This is a genomic window from Sphingomonas sp. Root241 (assembly GCF_001428865.1).
Lineage (GTDB): Bacteria > Pseudomonadota > Alphaproteobacteria > Sphingomonadales > Sphingomonadaceae > Sphingomonas.
In genome coordinates, this window is record NZ_LMIV01000003.1 from 318,437 (window position 1) to 334,073 (window position 15,637).

The window sequence follows — 15,637 nt, forward strand, 5'->3', positions numbered from 1 at the left end:
AATCCTTACGAGTTCATCCATTGGCGGATCACCGAGGCCGCTTCGGGCGGGCTCGCATGGATCGCTTCGCCAATGCGCTTGAGGGCGGAGAGCTTGATGCGGCCGTCGACCTGGGCGAGCGCGATCTCCTGATCGAGCAGCGGTTGGTCGCCGTTGTTCATGGCTTCGAGCTGCCGCATCGCGTCGTCGTCGCCGTCGGCGGCGCGTTCGGCGAGTGCGAGCATCTCGGGGGACTGGGCGGAGAGCGGCGTCTCGCCGGCGGGCCCTTCGAGCGCGGCCATTGCGGGCTGCGGCACGATCTTGGGCTTGAGCATCCGGAGGGCGACCAGGCCGACCACGCCGATCACGATGATCTGGAGCAGGCCCCAGATCCGATCCATCGGCAACTGGGAGAAGATGCCCGAATCCTTGTCCGCCAGGCTGTCGTCATTGGCGAAGCGCATGCTTTCGACCACGACGCTATCCCCGCGCTCGGCATCCATGCCGACGGCATTCTCGACGAGGCGCTGGAGGCGCTGCATCTGCGGCTGGGGCAGGCCCTTTTCGCCACCATCGACCATCACCGCGACGGTGAGGCGCGTGACCTTGCCGGGACCGCGCAGCGTGACGGTCTTGGTCGAGCTGTTGTCATAGGTCGTGTCTTCGGAAGTTTGATTGCTGCGCGACTGCTTGCCGCTGCCGTTCGGTCCGCCGGGTGCCTGGCCCTGCGCCTCGGGGAGCTGGTTGCCGACGCTGGCGGTTTGCGCGGCGGCATCCTGCTCGCTGTTCTGCTCGCCATTCTCGACGCTGACCTGGCGCGCAATGACCTGCTTGTCGGGGTCGAACAGGTTCGATTCCTCGCGGGTCTGGTCACGATCGATCTGCGCGGAAACCTCGGCGCGTACCTTGCCCTGGCCAACGATCGGCTCGAGCAGGGCCTCGACTTCCTCGCGGAGCTTGGCCTCGACCGTCTGTTGGCGTTCGTCGGCATCGGCGCCACCGGCCGAACCGGCTTCGCCGGCACGGGCGAGCAGGGCGCCGGTCTGGTCGACGACCGACACCGCCTCGGGTGAGAGCTCGGGAACCGAGGAGGAAACGAGATAGCGGATCGAGGCGATCTGTTCGGACGAGAGGCGGCCTTTGGTCTTTACCGTCACCGCGGCGGTGGCCTTGCGGCTCTCGGCGGCGAACATCGCGCGCTCGGGCATGACGATGTGGACGCGCGCGGCGCTGACATTCTGGATGGTCTGGATCGATTTGGAGAGCTCGCCTTCGACGGCGCGGGTCTCGTTCATCTTGGCGCGGCTGGCGGAGACGCCGAAGGGCTGCTCCTCGTCGAGCACCTCATAGCCGATCTTGCCGCCCAGCTTCTCGCCGGCGAGGCTCATGCGCAGCTCGGCGAGCTTGTCCTGCGGCGCCATCACCGAAGTGCCGTCGGCCGAGAGCTGATACTCGACATTCTGCGCCTTGAGCTTCTCGGTGATCGTCGCGGCGGCGGACGGATCGAGATCGGTATAGAGATAGCCCATCTGCGGATCGGAGCCGCGCGTCGCGACGAAGGCGAGCGCGGCGAGCAGCGCGAACGCCACGCCGCCCATCAGCATCAGCCGCTTCGGGCCAAGCTGCCCGACGAGATTCTTGATCGCTTCCAAAGCCGCCCCGTGATGTGGCCAGGGGCAGGAGCGCCCCTCTCCCTTGTTTTATAGGAGGGTGGCGGGCGGCAGTTTGTGCCGGGTGGGAATTTTTTGCCTAGTGGTTCTGACTCCCCTCCCTGCAAGGGAGGGATTGGGGGGTGGGTGCGAGCGTAGCGAGCCCAGCGATGCGGCCGGAAACAAAGAAAAGGCCGGGCGTCGAGCCCGGCCTTTTCTTACCCACCCCTGGCCCCTCTCTAAGAGGGAGGGGAATTTTTCAGTTCGCGCCGGCGGGGCTCGGCAGCAGAGTCTCGAGCTCGTCGAGCACCGCCTGGCGGCGCGCATTGGCGTCGAGGGCGAGGCCGCCTTGCTCCCAGCCGATCAGCGCATCGCCGATCGCGACGGTGACGTCGCCGACCACATTGAGGTTGAGCTTGCGGCGATCCTGGGACTGCCGATCGGCGATGCGCGCCTCGATCGCCTCGATCAGATCGGGATGGACGCGGATCTCGAGCTCGGTGCCGCGGGCAACCTGGCTCAACGCGCGGCCGATGGCGGCGTCGATCGCTTCGGCGGGCGCCGCGTCGATCGCCCGGCCGGCGATCATGTCGGCGGCGGCGAGGGCGATTTCGGCCGCCTCGCCGGTGACGCGCCGCGAGACATCCTCGAAGCGCTCGTCGAGCGATTCGATCCCGGCGTGGAGCGCATCGACTGCGCTCAGCAGCGCGACGTCGCGCTCGGCGCGCGCCTGGGCCAGCCCCGCCTCGAAGCCTTCGGCGCGGGCGAGGGCGATCTGCGCATTCACGTCCGAGCGGAGCAGAGCGAGTTCGGCGCGCAGTGCGGAGATCTCGAGCAGCATGTCGCCGCTCGGGATAGTCGCGCTCTCGCTCGCCGGAGTCGAGAAGATGCGGTCGAAGGCGAAGCGCTCGACGTTCTGGAATCCCATGCCCATCTCAGATGATCATCGCGTCGTCGGACTTGGGATCGACCAGCAGGATCTCGCCGCGATCGGCGAGGCTCTTGGCGAGGCGGACGAGCGAGGACTGCGCTTCCTCGCAATCGCGTGCGCGCACCGGGCCCATCGCCGCCATGTCCTCGCGCATCAGCTTGGCCGCACGCTCGGTCATCGCGCCGAAGAACATCTGCTTGAGCTTGTCGGGAGCGCCCTTCAGCGCCATCGCCATCTCGCGCTTGTCGGCGTTGCGGACGATGATCGAGATCGCCGCCGGCAACAGGTTGGACAGATCCTCGAAAGTGAACATGAGCGCGCGAATGCGCTCGGCGCTGTCGGGGGCCTTGTTGTCGAGCGCGGTCAACATCGCCTCTTCGGTCGAGCGATCGAGCGAGTTGAACAATTCGGCCATCGCCTCGTGCGGGTCGCGTTTCTGCGAGCGCGAGAGGTTGGTCATGAACTCGCTCTTCAGCGTCTGCTCGACCTGATTGATCACGTCCTTCTGGACGGTCTCCATGCGCAGCATGCGCATCACCACGTCGACCGAGAAATCGCGCGGCAGCTCGGCGATGACGCGCGCGGCATGATCGGGACGCAGCTTCGACAGGATCACCGCGACGGTCTGCGGATATTCGTGCTTGAGCGCGCCGGCGAGCACGGTTTCGCTGACGTTTGAGAGCTTGTCCCACATCGTCCGGCCCGAGGGACCGCGGATATCCTCCATGATCTCCTTGACCTTCTCGCCCGGCAGGATCCCGCCGAGCAATCGCTCGGTGGTCTCATAGCTGCCGTGGAGCGAGGCCATCGAGGCGACTTCGCCGGTGAACTGGATGAGCAAATGCTCGACGACCTGCGACGGGATGCGGCCGAGGCCGGCGATCGTCGAGGAGAGTTCCTTGATCTCGTCGGTGGTGAGCTGTTCCCAGATCGGGGCGCCGTGCTGCTTGCCCAGCGCCAGCATCAGCGCAGCCGCCCGCTGCGGGCCGCTATACTTCTTCAGTTCGACCGGCTCGGCAATCGGCGCCATCAAACTCATTCTGGGACCCCTCGCAGAAAAATACAGGTGTGTACGCAAGGAAGCGTTCACTCATCCTATTATAGGAGTGTGGGGGAAAGGTCGGTTTTCATGACGGTTAATTTTTCCGGCAGTCTGACGGGGTTGAGCCTGCTGACGGGAGACTCCTCGGTCTTCTCGACGGCCTTCGCTGCGATCCCCTTCGACAGCAAGGCGGTGCGTGTCGCAAAGGCGCAGTTCACGCTCGCCGAGACCACGCCGCCCTGGAAGGAAGCGACCAACACCAAATCGGCGTCGAGCCAGCTCGTTGCGATCCTCGCCTCGCGGACGATCATCGACAAGTCGAGCAGCAGCACCGCAATCCTGCCCGACGACATCAAGACGAGCTTCACGGCGTACAAGGCGCTGGAGAAGCTGCGCGTACTCGCCGAGGCGGCCACGGTGAAGACGGCGACCAGCGCACAGCGCGCCCAATATGAGAAGGCGTTCGCCAAAGGGCTCACGGACCTTCAAGGCTATCTGACCACCGCGCCGTCGGACAAGGTGAACCTCGCTTTCGGCAAGCCCAGCTCGACTGCGCAGTCGAGCAAGCTCGCCGCGACCCATGCCTATGAGACCAAGGGCGAGGGCCTGGTCAAGCTGCGCTCCGATGCGATTCCCAATCTCACCGGGCAGGAACAGTTCAGCGTCAAGATCAACCGCGGGTCGCTCAACGAGACCTTCACCATCGATCTGTCGCAGGGGACCCAGCCGCCGACGCTCGATTCGCTCGTGTCGCAGCTCAACGGCGCGATCAGCTCGACCCTGATCTACAACACCGACGGCACTCCGATGACCGACGCCGAGGGCGATCCCATCACGCGCTGGTCCGCGCGCTTCAAGCCTGCCTATGCCGACGGCAAATGGGGGCTGAAGCTTGAGACGCCCGACGGTTTGGAGCAAGTGTCGCTCGACCAGATCGGTGCGAAGGATTCGCTGGTCGTCGCGACCGGGCAGACCGCGCTCGACGCGCCGACCGCCACCCAGGTGTTCCGCCTCAACGAGCCGGACGGCGCCAGCACCCGGGTGTCGATGGGAACGATCGCGGCGCTCGACCGCGACGCGACAACGCAGAACACGCTGGCGGGCAAGACCACCACGATCACCACCACGTCCACCGATATGGACGGCAAGATCAAGACGAGCACCACCAAGACGAGCAACGTCTACGCCAGCACCGATGCTGCCGCGATCGCCACCGACGCACAGGGCTATAGCTATGTCGTCGGCACCACCGCAGGGGATCTCGGCGCCAATCAGTCGGACGGCGACAACAATCTGTTCCTGACCAAGATGGATGGGGCGGGCAATGTCGTGTGGCAGCGCAGCCTCGGTGCCAGCGGCGCGTCGACCGGCGCTGCGGTGTCGATCGGCGCCGATGGCAGCATCGCCGTCGCAGGCACGGTGACAGGCAGCTTCAACGGCGTGACTTCGGCCGACGGCAACATGGTGGTCGCCAAATACGCGGCCAATGGCGACGAGAAATTCTCCACCGTCATCCACTCGATCGGCACCGATGCCGCAAAGGCCGTGACGGTCGGCGTGGATGGCGCCGTCTATGTGGGCGGCCGTACCGCCGCCGGCAATGGCGACGCTTTCGTCGCGCGGATCGACGCCACCGGCAAGCTCGCCGAGCGCCGCACGATCGCCGGCAGCGGCTTCGACTCGATCAACGCGCTCGCGATGGATGGTGGTGGGAACCTGCTGGCCGTGGTCAGTCAGGACGGCAATGCCTCGGTAAGGAAGCTCAGCGCCTCGGCGCTGACGACCGAGCTCGGCAGTATCGATCTGGGTACCGCCGATGTCCGCGCGATCGCGGTGGCGGCGGACGGCACCATCGCCGTCGGCGGCGCGACGAGCGCGGCGCTCACCGGCAGCCAGGTCAATGCGAAGAGCGCGGACCGCGACGGCTTCGTCGCGCGGATCGATGCCGGGCTGAGCGGCGCCAGCGTGACATATCTGGGCTCCGCGGCCGACGATCAGGTCGACAGCATCGCCTTTCTGGGCAACGATCTCTACGCCGGCGGCCGCACCACCGGCGACCTCGCCGCCCCGCGGCGCGGGCCGACCGACGGCTTCGTCGCACGCCTCGATGCCGCCACCGGCGCGATCGAGAACACCAGCCAGTTCGGCCAGGCTCTGCTGCGCACAGAGCCGGTCCGCATCGCCGCCGATATGGGCGGTGCCAATTCGATTTCGGCGCTCGGCTTCGCCCGCGGCACGGTCAACGCGGCAGTGTCGGAAAAGCTGACCACCCAGACGACGATGCGTGCCGGCGACTTCTTCTCGATCAAGGCCGATAGCGGCGCGGTGCGGAAAGTCACGATCGAGGCCGGCGACACGCTGAAGACGATCGCTGCCCGCATGCAGGGGATGCTCGGTGCGTCCAAGGGCACGGTGACCGCGACCGTGGTCGACGGGGTCCAGCAGTTGCGCGTCACGATGAAGCCCGGGCACGAGCTCGAGCTCATTCCCGGCGGCACCGACACCGATGCGCTCGCCAAGCTCGGGATCGAGCCGCAGCGGATCGCGACGCAGGCGGCATTGCCGAGCAGCGCCCCCAAGGTCCGTCCCGGCGGCAATTTTGGCATGGATCTGAGCGATGCGCTGAGCCTGGTCACCCTCGACAATGCCAAGGTGGCGATGAAGAAGGTCGAGGAAGCGATCTCGATGACGCAGACCGCCTATCGCTCGCTCTACTGGGACGATGGCAAGGCAAAGATGGTCGATGGCATCAAGAACACCGCCACCGGCACCCAATCCACTGCACGCGAGAGCGCGCAGCTCGCAAATTATCAGGCGGCCCTGAACCGGCTCAATTCGGGCGCCCCCTCAACGCTGGGATTCTGATCGTCATGAACACGCCACCGATCCTCGCCGGCATCCGCGAGCGGATGCAGAATCTGTCCGAGCGGCAGCGCGTCGTCGCGACCAACATCGCGAACAGCGAGACGCCGGGCTACAAGGCCCGCGAAGTGTCCGAGCCGAATTTCGCCTCCCTGGTCGGCGGCAGCGGCATGATCGCCGCGCCGCGCGTGCAGCTGACCGATCGGATGAAGAGCCTTGGCGCGATCCAGCCGATCGGCACCGGCCTGATCCTAGACAAGGACATCACCGAAACCAAGCCCGACGGCAACAACGTCACGCTCGAAAACCAGTTGCTCAAGATGGGCGAGATCCAGGCCGATTTCACGGCGATGACCGGCCTGTATCGCAAGCAGATGTCGATGCTGAAGACCGCGGTGGGCGGCCGCGGCTGATAGCCCCCCGGGGGTGTCCCGCAATCGGCCGGCTATGCGAGCCTCTTCTCGAAAAAGAAGTCGGCATAGGGATCGTCGTTGAACCGCTCGATCTCGGTCCACCCCAGTCGGCGATAGAGATGCAGCGCGCCCGCGAGCGCGCGGTTCGTGTCGAGGCGAAGCGTCGTGATCGAGAGCTCGCGCGCCGTCGCCTCGACTTCCTCCATCAGGCGATATGCGAGGCCAAGGCCGCGCGCGGCGGGCGAAACCCAGAGGCGCTTGATCTCCGCTTCGCCATTTCCATTCCCCTTGAGCCCCACGCATCCGACCGGCAAGTCATCGGACATTGCAAGGAGGAACGCGCCTTGTGGCGGCACCATCCGCTCGGGGTCCGGATCGCGGGAGAGGGTTACGTCGAAGCCGCCCTCGAAGCTGCCCGCCAGCTCTTCGTAATATTGCCCGAGGCAATAGCGCGACACCTCCGCCCGCGGATCCTCCACGCGAAAAGCGATCCGATCGCTCGCCAGCGCGGACGCGACCAGATCGAGCGCGGAGAGCAGGGCCTCATGGTGTCCGTGCCTGTCGAGCAGGGCCTTGGCGCGTTCGTTGGAGAGGCGCTCATATGCAAGGAACTCGCGCACACCTGTGCTTGTCATCGACACCGTCCGGCGCCGTGCGTCATCGGAGCATGGCGTCGTGACGATCAGCCCTTCTTCTTCCAGCCCGCGCAGCAGCCGACTCATGAGCCCGCTATCGAGGCGCAGGAAATTGCGAATTTCCGCGAGGTCCGATCGCCCATGACCGATCGCGTTCAGCACCCGCGCCGCACCAAGCGGTCGTCCGCGGCCCAGGAAGGAGCTGTCGAGAGCCCCGATTTCGGTGGTGACCGCGCGCGCAAAGCGGCGGAAACGGGCAACGGGATCGAGCATTGTCTGACTTTAGTCAGGTAATTCCGGCGTTACAAGGTTGGCACGAACATTGGACGGAAAGCGACCGTCGAACGGAGGCGCGGGATATCCTTCGCCAGCGTCGAAACTATTCGCTCGTGGCCTGTGTTTCGGAGGGGGCGGGGGTGCCGGTATGCCAGCCATGGCCGTCCTTGAACATCGGCTTGCCGCAGCCGGTGCAGTGGCTGCGCACGACTGGCCCGTCATACCAAGCGTGACGCCTGTCTCGATGGTGCGAACCAAACAGGCATCGCGGCAATTGCAGGACGTTCATCGCCGACCTCCCCAACCGGCTCATTCCGATTCGGAGCATACACCCTGCACGCCACTTTCATATAGTGGCGAGATATTCTTCCGGACGGGTTCGGGACGATCGCGAATCCCGATTTCGGGACCAGCTATCTGCCGACTTACAGCTTGGCGTTGATCGAGATCGGCGCCGGCGCGTCCATACCGCCCAGCCCGCCGCACGCGCCGTAGGTGGTGCTGCGAGTGCCGGTGAGCCGCTGTGCTTCGGCGGCGATCGCCCCCATCATCTCGACCGAAAGCTCGATCTGGCGCGACAGGATCTGCTGGTTGACGGCCGATGCGTCGCGCAGGTTGCGGCTGGCTTCGGCCAATTCGGCGCGCAGTTCGGGCTCGATCGCTTCGGCCCAATCGTCGGGCCGCTCGCGCTTGAGCTTTGCGACGTCGGCCTCGATGCGACCGGTGAGGCGGAGCTTGGCCGCGGCTATCTCGCCCAGTTCGGGCATATAGGCCTTGCGCGCGAGCTGCTCGCTCTCCTCTTCCATGAGCGCAGTGAGCGACACCATCGCGTCGATGAGCTGAGCGGTCATTATTTTCCCTGCTGGAGCTTGAGGATCTGATCGAGCACGACCGGCGCGAGGCCGACGCCGCCGCGGTTCGCGATTTCGGTGCCGAGCTTCTCGGCGAGCACGCCGCGGAACATGTCCTCGCCGGCGCCGCCGTTGAATTCGCCCTTTTCGACGCTTTCGAGCATCATCTGGGTCATCTGGCCGAGAAAGACGGCCTCAAAGTTCTTCGCCGTATCGGCGTTCTTCGGATCGACTTTCCGGATCGGCTTGGCGGCGGGCGTCGCCGAAAGCGCATTGAGATCGTTCATCATTGTACCTCGATCTCGGCCTGGAGCGCGCCGGCGCTCTTCACTGCCTGCAGGATGGTGATCAGGTCGCGGGGCGAGACGCCGAGCGTGTTCAGGCCGCTGACCAGGGACTGGAGCGAGGCGCCGCTGACCACCGCGAGATGCGCGCCGTTGCCGTCGTCGACCTGCACCTGGGTGCGCGGGACGACAATGGTCTGGCCCTGCGAGAACGGCTCGGGCTGCGAGACCTGCGGCCGCTCGGAGACGGTGATGGTCAGCCCGCCCTGGGCGATCGCCACGGGCGTGATGCGGACATCATTGTTCATCACCACGGTGCCCGAGGCTTCGTTGATCACGACGCGCGCGGGCTGATCGACCTTGATCTCGAGATCGCCGATGCGGGTGACCAGATCGATGACGTTGCCGACGAAATTCGCGGCGGGCGCAACCTGCACCGTGCCCGGATCGAGCACTTGCGCGCTGCCGGGGAAACGGCCGTTGATCGCGCTGGAGATGCGGTCGGCAGTGGCGAAATCGGGGTTCTTGAGCGCGAGCTTGAGGCTCGTCGCCGACTGGAGCGAATAGGGGACCTCGCGCTCGACGATCGCGCCGCCGGCGATCCGCGCCGAAGTGGTGACGCCGCGGCTGACGCTCGCGGCGGCGCCCTGGCCCTTGAAGCCGGAGACTGCGACATTGCCCTGCGCGACAGCATAGATCTCGCCGTCGAGCGCGCGGAGCGACGAGGCGATCAGCGTGCCGCCCTGCAGACTCGATGCGTCGCCGAGCGCGGCGACCTGGACGTCGATCCGCGAGCCGGAACGCGAGAAGGGCGGCATGGTCGCAGTGATCGAGACCGCCGCGACGTTCTGGGTGCGCATGTTGGTGCCGCGCACGTTGACGCCCATGCGCTCGAGCATCGCCTGCATCGATTCCTCGGTGAAGGGCGCGTTGCGCATGCGATCACCGGTGCCGGCGAGGCCGACGACGAGGCCGTAGCCGACGAGCTGGTTCTCACGGACATTCTCGACATCGACGATGTCCTTGATCCGCGTCTGCGCGAGGGCGCCCGGGCTGGCGATCAGCGCGAGGAGCATGAGCAGGAGCGGAGCGGCAAACCGGTGCATAAACCCTCGGGGAAAGTGGAAAAACCGCGGTAACTCTCTTATAGAAGAAAGGTGGCCAATGCGGGCCGAGAGGACCTGATTTCGTGCGCATCGACAACCTGACGCCGCTGATGGCGCGCAGCCTGCTGGCCGCGCTGCCGAAGGCCGCGCCCGGCTTTCCGATCGCAGGGGATGAGCCAACGGTGCGCGCGGCGCCGATGCAGGGTGCAGCCACCAACCAGCCGGTGCCTTCGGTGGCGATGCTGGTGACGCTCGCCGCGGCCGATCCGGCGATCGAGCGCCGGCGCAAGCAGGCCGTAGATGCCGAGCGGGGCGTGGATGCGCTCGACAAGCTCCACAAGGAACTCGCGACGGGCACGCCGAGCGTCGAGCGGCTCCGCGAGGTCGTCGAATGGTCGGAGAATTTCGAGGCGTCGGACGATCCGGTGCTCGCCGGAATCCTGTCGGATATCGAGCTGCGCGTTCGCGTTGAGCTCGCCAAGCTCGATATTCAGGCCTGAGCTCTAGCGAAATGTAGTACGCTCATTCCTCCCTCGCTCCGCAGGAGCGGGGGAGGTGGCGCGCGTAGCGCGACGGAGGGGGCGGCGAGGCGAAGCCGCGCCGTCCTGAATTATCGGCACGCGACGGACGCGCTTGTGGCGCGCGCCCTCCACCATTTGCTGCGCAAATGGTCCCCCTCCCCCGGAGCTGCGCTCCGAGGGAGGAATATTGAAGGGATCACTTCACCAGATCGAAGCGATCGGCGTCCATCACCTTGGTCCAGGCGCGCACGAAGTCGCGCACGAACTTCTCGCCCGCATCGTTCGAGGCATAGACTTCGGAGATCGCGCGGAGCTGCGAGTTGGAGCCGAACACCAGATCGGTGCGCGACGCGGTCCATTTCTGGTCGCCCGAGGCACGATCGGTGCCGACGAACTCCTCGTCGCTCGTTTCCGACACCTGCTTCCACGCCGTGCCCATGTCGAGGATGTTGACGAAGAAGTCGTTGGTGAGCTGGCCCAGCCGGTCAGTGAACTGGCCGTGCTTGCCTGCCTTGGCGTGGTTGGCGCCCAGCACACGCAGGCCGCCGACCAGCACGGTCATCTCGGGCGCCGAGAGATTGAGCAACTGGGCGCGATCGACCAGCAATTCCTCGGTCGGCACGTTGAACTTGACCGAGAGATAGTTGCGGAACCCGTCGGCCCGCGGCTCGAGCGGGGCGAAGCTCTCGGCGTCGGTCCAGTCCGCGGTGGCGTCGCCGCGGCCCGAGGTGAACGGCACGGTCACGTCGTGGCCCGCTGCCTTTGCGGCTTGCTCGACACCCAGATTGCCGCCGAGTACGATCAGGTCGGCGATGCTGACATTGCCGAAGTCCGCCTTAATGCCTTCGTAGACGGCGAGAACCCTGGCGAGCTCGTCCGGTTCGTTTGCACCCCAATCCTTCTGCGGGGCGAGGCGGATGCGCGCGCCGTTGGCGCCGCCGCGCTTGTCCGAATTGCGGAAGGTCGAGGCGGAGGCCCAGGCGGTCTTGACCAGCTGCTGGACGGTGAGGCCGGAGGCGGCGATCTTGCCCTTGAGCGTGGCGACGTCGGCGTCGCTGAGCTTCGTGCCGGCGGGGATCGGATCCTGCCAGATCAGATCCTCCTGCGGCACTTCGGGGCCGAGATAACGGCTCTTCGGCCCCATGTCGCGATGGGTCAGCTTGAACCAGGCGCGGGCGAAGGCATCGGCGAAATAGGCCGGGTCGCTGCGGAACTTCTCGAGGATTTTCCGATACTCGCCATCGTCCTTGAACGCCTTGTCGGCGGTGGTCATCATCGTCGGGACCTTCTTGCCCGGCGTGTGCGCGGCGGGGGCGAGGGTCTCCTCGGGATTGCCGACCGGCTGCCATTGCTTGGCGCCCGCGGGGCTCTTCACCAGCTCGTATTCGTGGTCGAGCAGCATGTCGAAATAGGTCATGTCCCATTTCGTCGGCGTCGGGGTCCACGCGCCTTCGATACCCGAAGTGATGGTGTGATCGCCCATGCCGCTCTCGTGCGTCGAGATCCAGCCGAGACCCATCTGCGCGATATCGGCACCTTCGGGCTCGCGCCCGACCTTCGAGGCATCGCCCGCGCCATGCGCCTTGCCGAAGGTGTGGCCGCCGGCGGTGAGCGCCGCGGTTTCCTCATCGTTCATCGCCATGTTGGCGAAGGTCCGGCGAAGATCGCGCGCCGAGCCCTTGGTGTCGGGCTTGCCGCCTGGACCTTCGGGATTGACGTAGATCAGGCCCATCTGGATCGCGGCGAGCGGCTCTTCGAGCGCCATTCCCGCCTCGTCGTCGATACGGGTCTTGTTGTCGGGATGGCCGACCCATTGCTCCTCGGTGCCCCAATAGATGTCGCGCTCGGGCTCGAAGATATCCTCGCGGCCGCCGGAGAAGCCGAAGGTCGGGCCGCCCATCGATTCGATCGCGACATTGCCGGTGAGGATGAACAGGTCCGCCCAGCTGATCGCCGCGCCGTATTTCTTCTTGATCGGCCAGAGCAGGCGACGCGCCTTGTCGAGATTGCCATTGTCCGGCCACGAATTGAGCGGGGCGAAACGCTGCGATCCGGAGGAGGAGCCGCCGCGGCCGTCGCCGGTGCGGTAGGTGCCGGCCGAGTGCCAGGCCATCCGGATGAAGAATGGGCCGTAATGGCCATAATCAGCCGGCCACCAGGGCTGGCTGTCGGTCATCAGCGCCTTCAGGTCCGCCTTGAGCGCCCAGTAATCGAGCTTCTGGAAGGCCTCGCGATAATCGAAGTCCGGATCATGCGGATCGGGCGAAACGCCGCCCTGGGTCAGGATCTCGAGGCTCAGCGCCTCGGGCCACCAGTCGCGATTGGTGCGGCCGAGCAATCTGCGGAGCGCGGCGGGCTCCTTGCTGGGGTCGCTGAGCGGGCTGCCGGTCGTCGGTGCGTCCATGGCTCGAATCCTTCCTGCGGTGGAGACTTGCCGGCAGGGTAGGTCGGTACGGCGAAGGGCGGTAACGATTAAAACCGCTCAGCACGAACGCCAAAATAAATGACGCAGTGCAGCAGTGGAGGCAGTTTAATCCGCCGTCACCCCCGCGAAAGCGGGGGTCCATCTCCGGCGAATGCCACGAATATCACGGCTGTTGTACGCTGGGACAGGATAGGAGATGGGTTCCCGCTTTCGCGGGGATGACGAGAGGCGGGGGGTGAGCGATGCCCTAGCGTTTCGCTTTCGCGATCTTGAGCACGTAGCTGATCACTTCGGCCACCGCGGCGTAGTGCTCGACGGGGATCGGGTGGTCGATCTCGGCCGAGGCATAGAGCGCGCGGGCGAGGGGGCGGTTCTCGACCAGCGGGATATTATGCTCGCCGGCGATCTCGCGGATCTTGAGCGCGACATTGTCGACGCCCTTGGCGACCACCACCGGGGCGTTCATCGCCCCGTGATCATATTGGAGCGCGACGGCATAGTGCGTCGGGTTGGTGATGATCACGCTCGCCTTGGGCACGTTCGCCATCATCCGGCCCTTGGCGCGCTGCATCTGGAGCTGGCGGATCTTGCCCTTGATCTTGGGGTCGCCCTCGGACTGCTTGTACTCGTCCTTGATCTCCTGCTTGGTCATCCGCATCCGCTTGAGGAACGAGAAGCGCTGCCAGGCGAAGTCGAACATCGCCAGCGCGCCGACCAGCATCGCGATCGGTACCAGCATCGCCCAGACGATGTCGTGCGTGGCCGTGCCCATCGCGACCATGTCGGCGCCGACGAGCCGGTCGATCGTCGCGGCATGCGGCCAGGCGATCCACGCGCCGATGCCGACGACGAGGCAGAGCTTCGCGAGCGTCTTGAAGAACTCGACCAGCGATTGCTTGCTGAAGGTGCGCAGGAACCCGGTCACCGGATTGAGCTTGGACCATTTGGGCTTCACCCGGCTGAACGACAGCATCGGTCGGCCCTGCAGGAACCCGCCGAGCAACGCGAAGCCGAACAGCGCCGCGAGGATCGGCGTGAGGGTAGTGAAGATTGCCCCGAAAACGCCCGTGGCGAAATCCTGCGCGCCGGCGGGCTCCATGCGGAAATCGTCGGCGCTCCCCCACAGGCGCACGAACAGCGATCCCATCCTCTGCATCGTGTACGTGCCGAGGCCGCCCATCACGACGAGCGCCGCGACGAACATCGCCGCGTGCTTCATCTCGGGGGCCATCGGCACTTCGCCGCGTGCGCGGGCGTCCTCGAGCTTCTTGTCTGTCGGGGATTCAGTCTTGTCTTCCTGATCCGTATCGCCCGACATCACCAGCCTCCCTGCATCGCGTCACCCATCGCGGTGGCGAAGACGGTGAGCATGGTGCCGACGGTCGCGGCGAACAGGCTGAGCCCGAGCAGCAGGTTGAGCGGCTGGGCGATGAAGAAGACCTGGATCGCCGGCGCGATGCGCGCCGACAGGCCGAGCGCGACGTTGAAGACGATACCATAGACGATCAGCGGCGCGGCGAGGCTGATGCCGAGCGTCATCGAACGGCCCACCGCGGCGATGGCGAGCTGGGCGAAATCCTGCATCGGGGGCAGGCCGCCGATCGGGAAGCTCTGATAGGAGTGGATGATCGCGCCGAGCCAGAGGTGATGGACCTGCATGCCCATGCACACCAAGGCGGCAGCGATGCCGACGAACTTGGAGAGCAAAGGGGCCTGACCCGATTGCGCGGGATCGAAGATCACCGCGGAGGAGAGGCCGACCTGCATGCTCACGATCGATCCTGCCATCGAGATCGCGAAGAACAGGATCTTGACGATCATGCCCATCGCCAGCCCGGTCATCAGCTCGGTGACCAGCACCGCCGGGAGCACCGCGCCGCCCTGCAATGCCGCGCGCGCGGGTTCGCCGAGCGCGCCGTAGAGCGCCGCCGACATCGCGAAGGCGATCATCATCCGGATACGGCCGGGGATCGTGTCCTCGCCGAACACGGGAAGCAGCATCAGCACCGCGCCGACGCGCGCGAACACGATGAAGAAGGCGGAGACCTGAAATTCCAGGTCGGCGGGCATGGTCATCCGGTGATGATCAGGTCGCTGATCTTGGCCATGAAGCCCGACAGCGCCTGCCCCATCGTCGGCAGCATCAGCAGGAAGACCAGCCCCATTGCGAGCAGCTTCGGCACGAAGGTGAGCGTGGTCTCCTGGATCTGCGTCAGCGCCTGAAGCAGGCCGATGACGGTGCCGACGATCAGCGACGTCAGCAGCAACGGGCCCACCACCGTGAGCACGAGCAGCAAAGCCGCCTCGGCAAGCTGGATGACCTCGCTCGGCGACATGCGTCAGATCTGCATCCGCATGATGTCGGTATAGGCGCTGACCACGCGGTCGCGGACGGCGACCATCGTGTCGAGCGCGGTCTCGGCGGCGCCGATCGCAGTGACGACGTCGATCAGATCGCCCTTGCCGGCGACCTGCATGGCTGAGGCGTGTTCGGCGACGCGCATCTGCTGCGCGGTGCCGGTGACGAGGTCCTCGACCATCGAGCCGAAGCCCGAAGCGCCGTCGGTCTTGCCGGCCGGCGATTTGCCGAGGGCGCCGCCGATCCCTGCGACCTTGCCATAGGCAGAGGCCGCATCAAGTGCTCCGATTGACATGCGATTTTT

General features: G+C 65.9%; 15 protein-coding genes. 3 read left to right on the top strand and 12 right to left on the bottom strand.

The window, feature by feature from the left end; translation table 11 throughout:
* Nucleotides 1-5 precede the first annotated feature (5 nt).
* From fliF to ASE13_RS16620, 3 genes are all read right to left on the bottom strand, one after another.
* Nucleotides 6-1,631, bottom strand: a complete 1,626-nt coding sequence (gene fliF, locus ASE13_RS16610) for a flagellar basal-body MS-ring/collar protein FliF (protein ID WP_056618630.1) — start codon at nucleotides 1,629-1,631, stop codon at nucleotides 6-8.
* 256 nt (nucleotides 1,632-1,887) lie between these two features.
* Complete coding sequence (locus tag ASE13_RS16615; RefSeq protein ID WP_056619027.1) at nucleotides 1,888-2,556, bottom strand: FliH/SctL family protein; 669 nt, start codon at nucleotides 2,554-2,556, stop codon at nucleotides 1,888-1,890.
* Nucleotides 2,557-2,563: 7 nt separating this feature from the next.
* Nucleotides 2,564-3,598: a flagellar motor switch protein FliG gene (locus tag ASE13_RS16620; protein ID WP_056618633.1), complete on the bottom strand. Its 1,035-nt coding sequence runs from the start codon at nucleotides 3,596-3,598 to the stop codon at nucleotides 2,564-2,566.
* Nucleotides 3,599-3,721: 123 nt separating this feature from the next.
* Here ASE13_RS16620 and ASE13_RS16625 point away from each other — a divergent pair, with 123 nt between their 5' ends.
* Nucleotides 3,722-6,466 carry a hypothetical protein gene (locus ASE13_RS16625; RefSeq protein WP_321164355.1) on the top strand — a complete coding sequence of 915 codons (2,745 nt, stop codon included), beginning with the start codon at nucleotides 3,722-3,724 and terminating at the stop codon, nucleotides 6,464-6,466.
* Nucleotides 6,467-6,471: 5 nt separating this feature from the next.
* Nucleotides 6,472-6,876, top strand: a complete 405-nt coding sequence (locus ASE13_RS16630) for a flagellar basal body protein (protein ID WP_056618639.1) — start codon at nucleotides 6,472-6,474, stop codon at nucleotides 6,874-6,876.
* Between the two features lie 32 nt (nucleotides 6,877-6,908).
* On the opposite strand, the gene ASE13_RS16635 is transcribed toward ASE13_RS16630, so the two are convergent.
* The 4 genes from ASE13_RS16635 to ASE13_RS16650 all read right to left on the bottom strand — a co-directional run bounded on the left by ASE13_RS16635 (nucleotide 6,909) and on the right by ASE13_RS16650 (nucleotide 9,998).
* Nucleotides 6,909-7,784 carry a helix-turn-helix domain-containing GNAT family N-acetyltransferase gene (locus tag ASE13_RS16635; protein WP_056618642.1) on the bottom strand — a complete coding sequence of 292 codons (876 nt, stop codon included), beginning with the start codon at nucleotides 7,782-7,784 and terminating at the stop codon, nucleotides 6,909-6,911.
* A 428-nt stretch (nucleotides 7,785-8,212) separates the two neighbouring features.
* Nucleotides 8,213-8,638 (bottom strand): hypothetical protein, encoded by a 426-nt coding sequence (locus ASE13_RS16640; protein WP_056618646.1) that lies wholly within the window; start codon nucleotides 8,636-8,638, stop codon nucleotides 8,213-8,215.
* Nucleotides 8,638-8,925 carry a rod-binding protein gene (locus ASE13_RS16645; RefSeq protein WP_056618655.1) on the bottom strand — a complete coding sequence of 96 codons (288 nt, stop codon included), beginning with the start codon at nucleotides 8,923-8,925 and terminating at the stop codon, nucleotides 8,638-8,640. Before ASE13_RS16645 ends, ASE13_RS16640 begins: the two co-directional genes overlap by 1 nt.
* A complete protein-coding gene (locus ASE13_RS16650) occupies nucleotides 8,925-9,998 on the bottom strand; it encodes a flagellar basal body P-ring protein FlgI (protein ID WP_235537019.1) in 1,074 nt (357 codons plus the stop codon). Before ASE13_RS16650 ends, ASE13_RS16645 begins: the two co-directional genes overlap by 1 nt.
* Before the next feature lie 113 nt (nucleotides 9,999-10,111).
* Here ASE13_RS16650 and ASE13_RS16655 point away from each other — a divergent pair, with 113 nt between their 5' ends.
* A complete protein-coding gene (locus ASE13_RS16655; protein ID WP_056618659.1) occupies nucleotides 10,112-10,528 on the top strand; it encodes a flagellar assembly protein FliX in 417 nt (138 codons plus the stop codon).
* A gap of 217 nt (nucleotides 10,529-10,745) precedes the next feature.
* On the opposite strand, the gene katG is transcribed toward ASE13_RS16655, so the two are convergent.
* The 5 genes from katG to ASE13_RS16680 all read right to left on the bottom strand — a co-directional run bounded on the left by katG (nucleotide 10,746) and on the right by ASE13_RS16680 (nucleotide 15,628).
* Nucleotides 10,746-12,953, bottom strand: coding sequence for a catalase/peroxidase HPI (katG, locus tag ASE13_RS16660; protein ID WP_056618661.1), 2,208 nt, complete (start codon nucleotides 12,951-12,953; stop codon nucleotides 10,746-10,748).
* Between the two features lie 268 nt (nucleotides 12,954-13,221).
* Nucleotides 13,222-14,292 carry a flagellar biosynthesis protein FlhB gene (flhB, locus tag ASE13_RS16665; RefSeq protein ID WP_056619031.1) on the bottom strand — a complete coding sequence of 357 codons (1,071 nt, stop codon included), beginning with the start codon at nucleotides 14,290-14,292 and terminating at the stop codon, nucleotides 13,222-13,224.
* Nucleotides 14,292-15,050 (bottom strand): flagellar biosynthetic protein FliR, encoded by a 759-nt coding sequence (gene fliR, locus ASE13_RS16670; protein WP_056618664.1) that lies wholly within the window; start codon nucleotides 15,048-15,050, stop codon nucleotides 14,292-14,294. The genes flhB and fliR overlap by 1 nt, the downstream gene beginning before the upstream one ends.
* Complete coding sequence (locus tag ASE13_RS16675; protein ID WP_025560639.1) at nucleotides 15,047-15,310, bottom strand: flagellar biosynthetic protein FliQ; 264 nt, start codon at nucleotides 15,308-15,310, stop codon at nucleotides 15,047-15,049. Before ASE13_RS16675 ends, fliR begins: the two co-directional genes overlap by 4 nt.
* Before the next feature lie 3 nt (nucleotides 15,311-15,313).
* Nucleotides 15,314-15,628: a flagellar hook-basal body complex protein FliE gene (locus ASE13_RS16680; RefSeq protein WP_056618667.1), complete on the bottom strand. Its 315-nt coding sequence runs from the start codon at nucleotides 15,626-15,628 to the stop codon at nucleotides 15,314-15,316.
* Nucleotides 15,629-15,637 lie beyond the last annotated feature (9 nt).

Bases quoted from the DNA above. Each gene is read 5' to 3' on its own strand.
- ASE13_RS16615 (WP_056619027.1), bottom strand. From the start codon at position 2,556: ATGGGATTCCAGAACGTCGAGCGCTTCGCCTTCGACCGCATCTTCTCG.
- ASE13_RS16620 (WP_056618633.1), bottom strand. From the start codon at position 3,598: ATGAGTTTGATGGCGCCGATTGCCGAGCCGGTCGAACTGAAGAAGTAT.
- ASE13_RS16630 (WP_056618639.1), top strand. From the start codon at position 6,472: ATGAACACGCCACCGATCCTCGCCGGCATCCGCGAGCGGATGCAGAAT.
- ASE13_RS16635 (WP_056618642.1), bottom strand. From the start codon at position 7,784: ATGCTCGATCCCGTTGCCCGTTTCCGCCGCTTTGCGCGCGCGGTCACC.
- ASE13_RS16640 (WP_056618646.1), bottom strand. From the start codon at position 8,638: ATGACCGCTCAGCTCATCGACGCGATGGTGTCGCTCACTGCGCTCATG.
- ASE13_RS16645 (WP_056618655.1), bottom strand. From the start codon at position 8,925: ATGAACGATCTCAATGCGCTTTCGGCGACGCCCGCCGCCAAGCCGATC.
- ASE13_RS16650 (WP_235537019.1), bottom strand. From the start codon at position 9,998: ATGCTCCTCGCGCTGATCGCCAGCCCGGGCGCCCTCGCGCAGACGCGG.
- katG (WP_056618661.1), bottom strand. From the start codon at position 12,953: ATGGACGCACCGACGACCGGCAGCCCGCTCAGCGACCCCAGCAAGGAG.
- flhB (WP_056619031.1), bottom strand. From the start codon at position 14,292: ATGTCGGGCGATACGGATCAGGAAGACAAGACTGAATCCCCGACAGAC.
- fliR (WP_056618664.1), bottom strand. From the start codon at position 15,050: ATGACCATGCCCGCCGACCTGGAATTTCAGGTCTCCGCCTTCTTCATC.
- ASE13_RS16675 (WP_025560639.1), bottom strand. From the start codon at position 15,310: ATGTCGCCGAGCGAGGTCATCCAGCTTGCCGAGGCGGCTTTGCTGCTC.
- ASE13_RS16680 (WP_056618667.1), bottom strand. From the start codon at position 15,628: ATGTCAATCGGAGCACTTGATGCGGCCTCTGCCTATGGCAAGGTCGCA.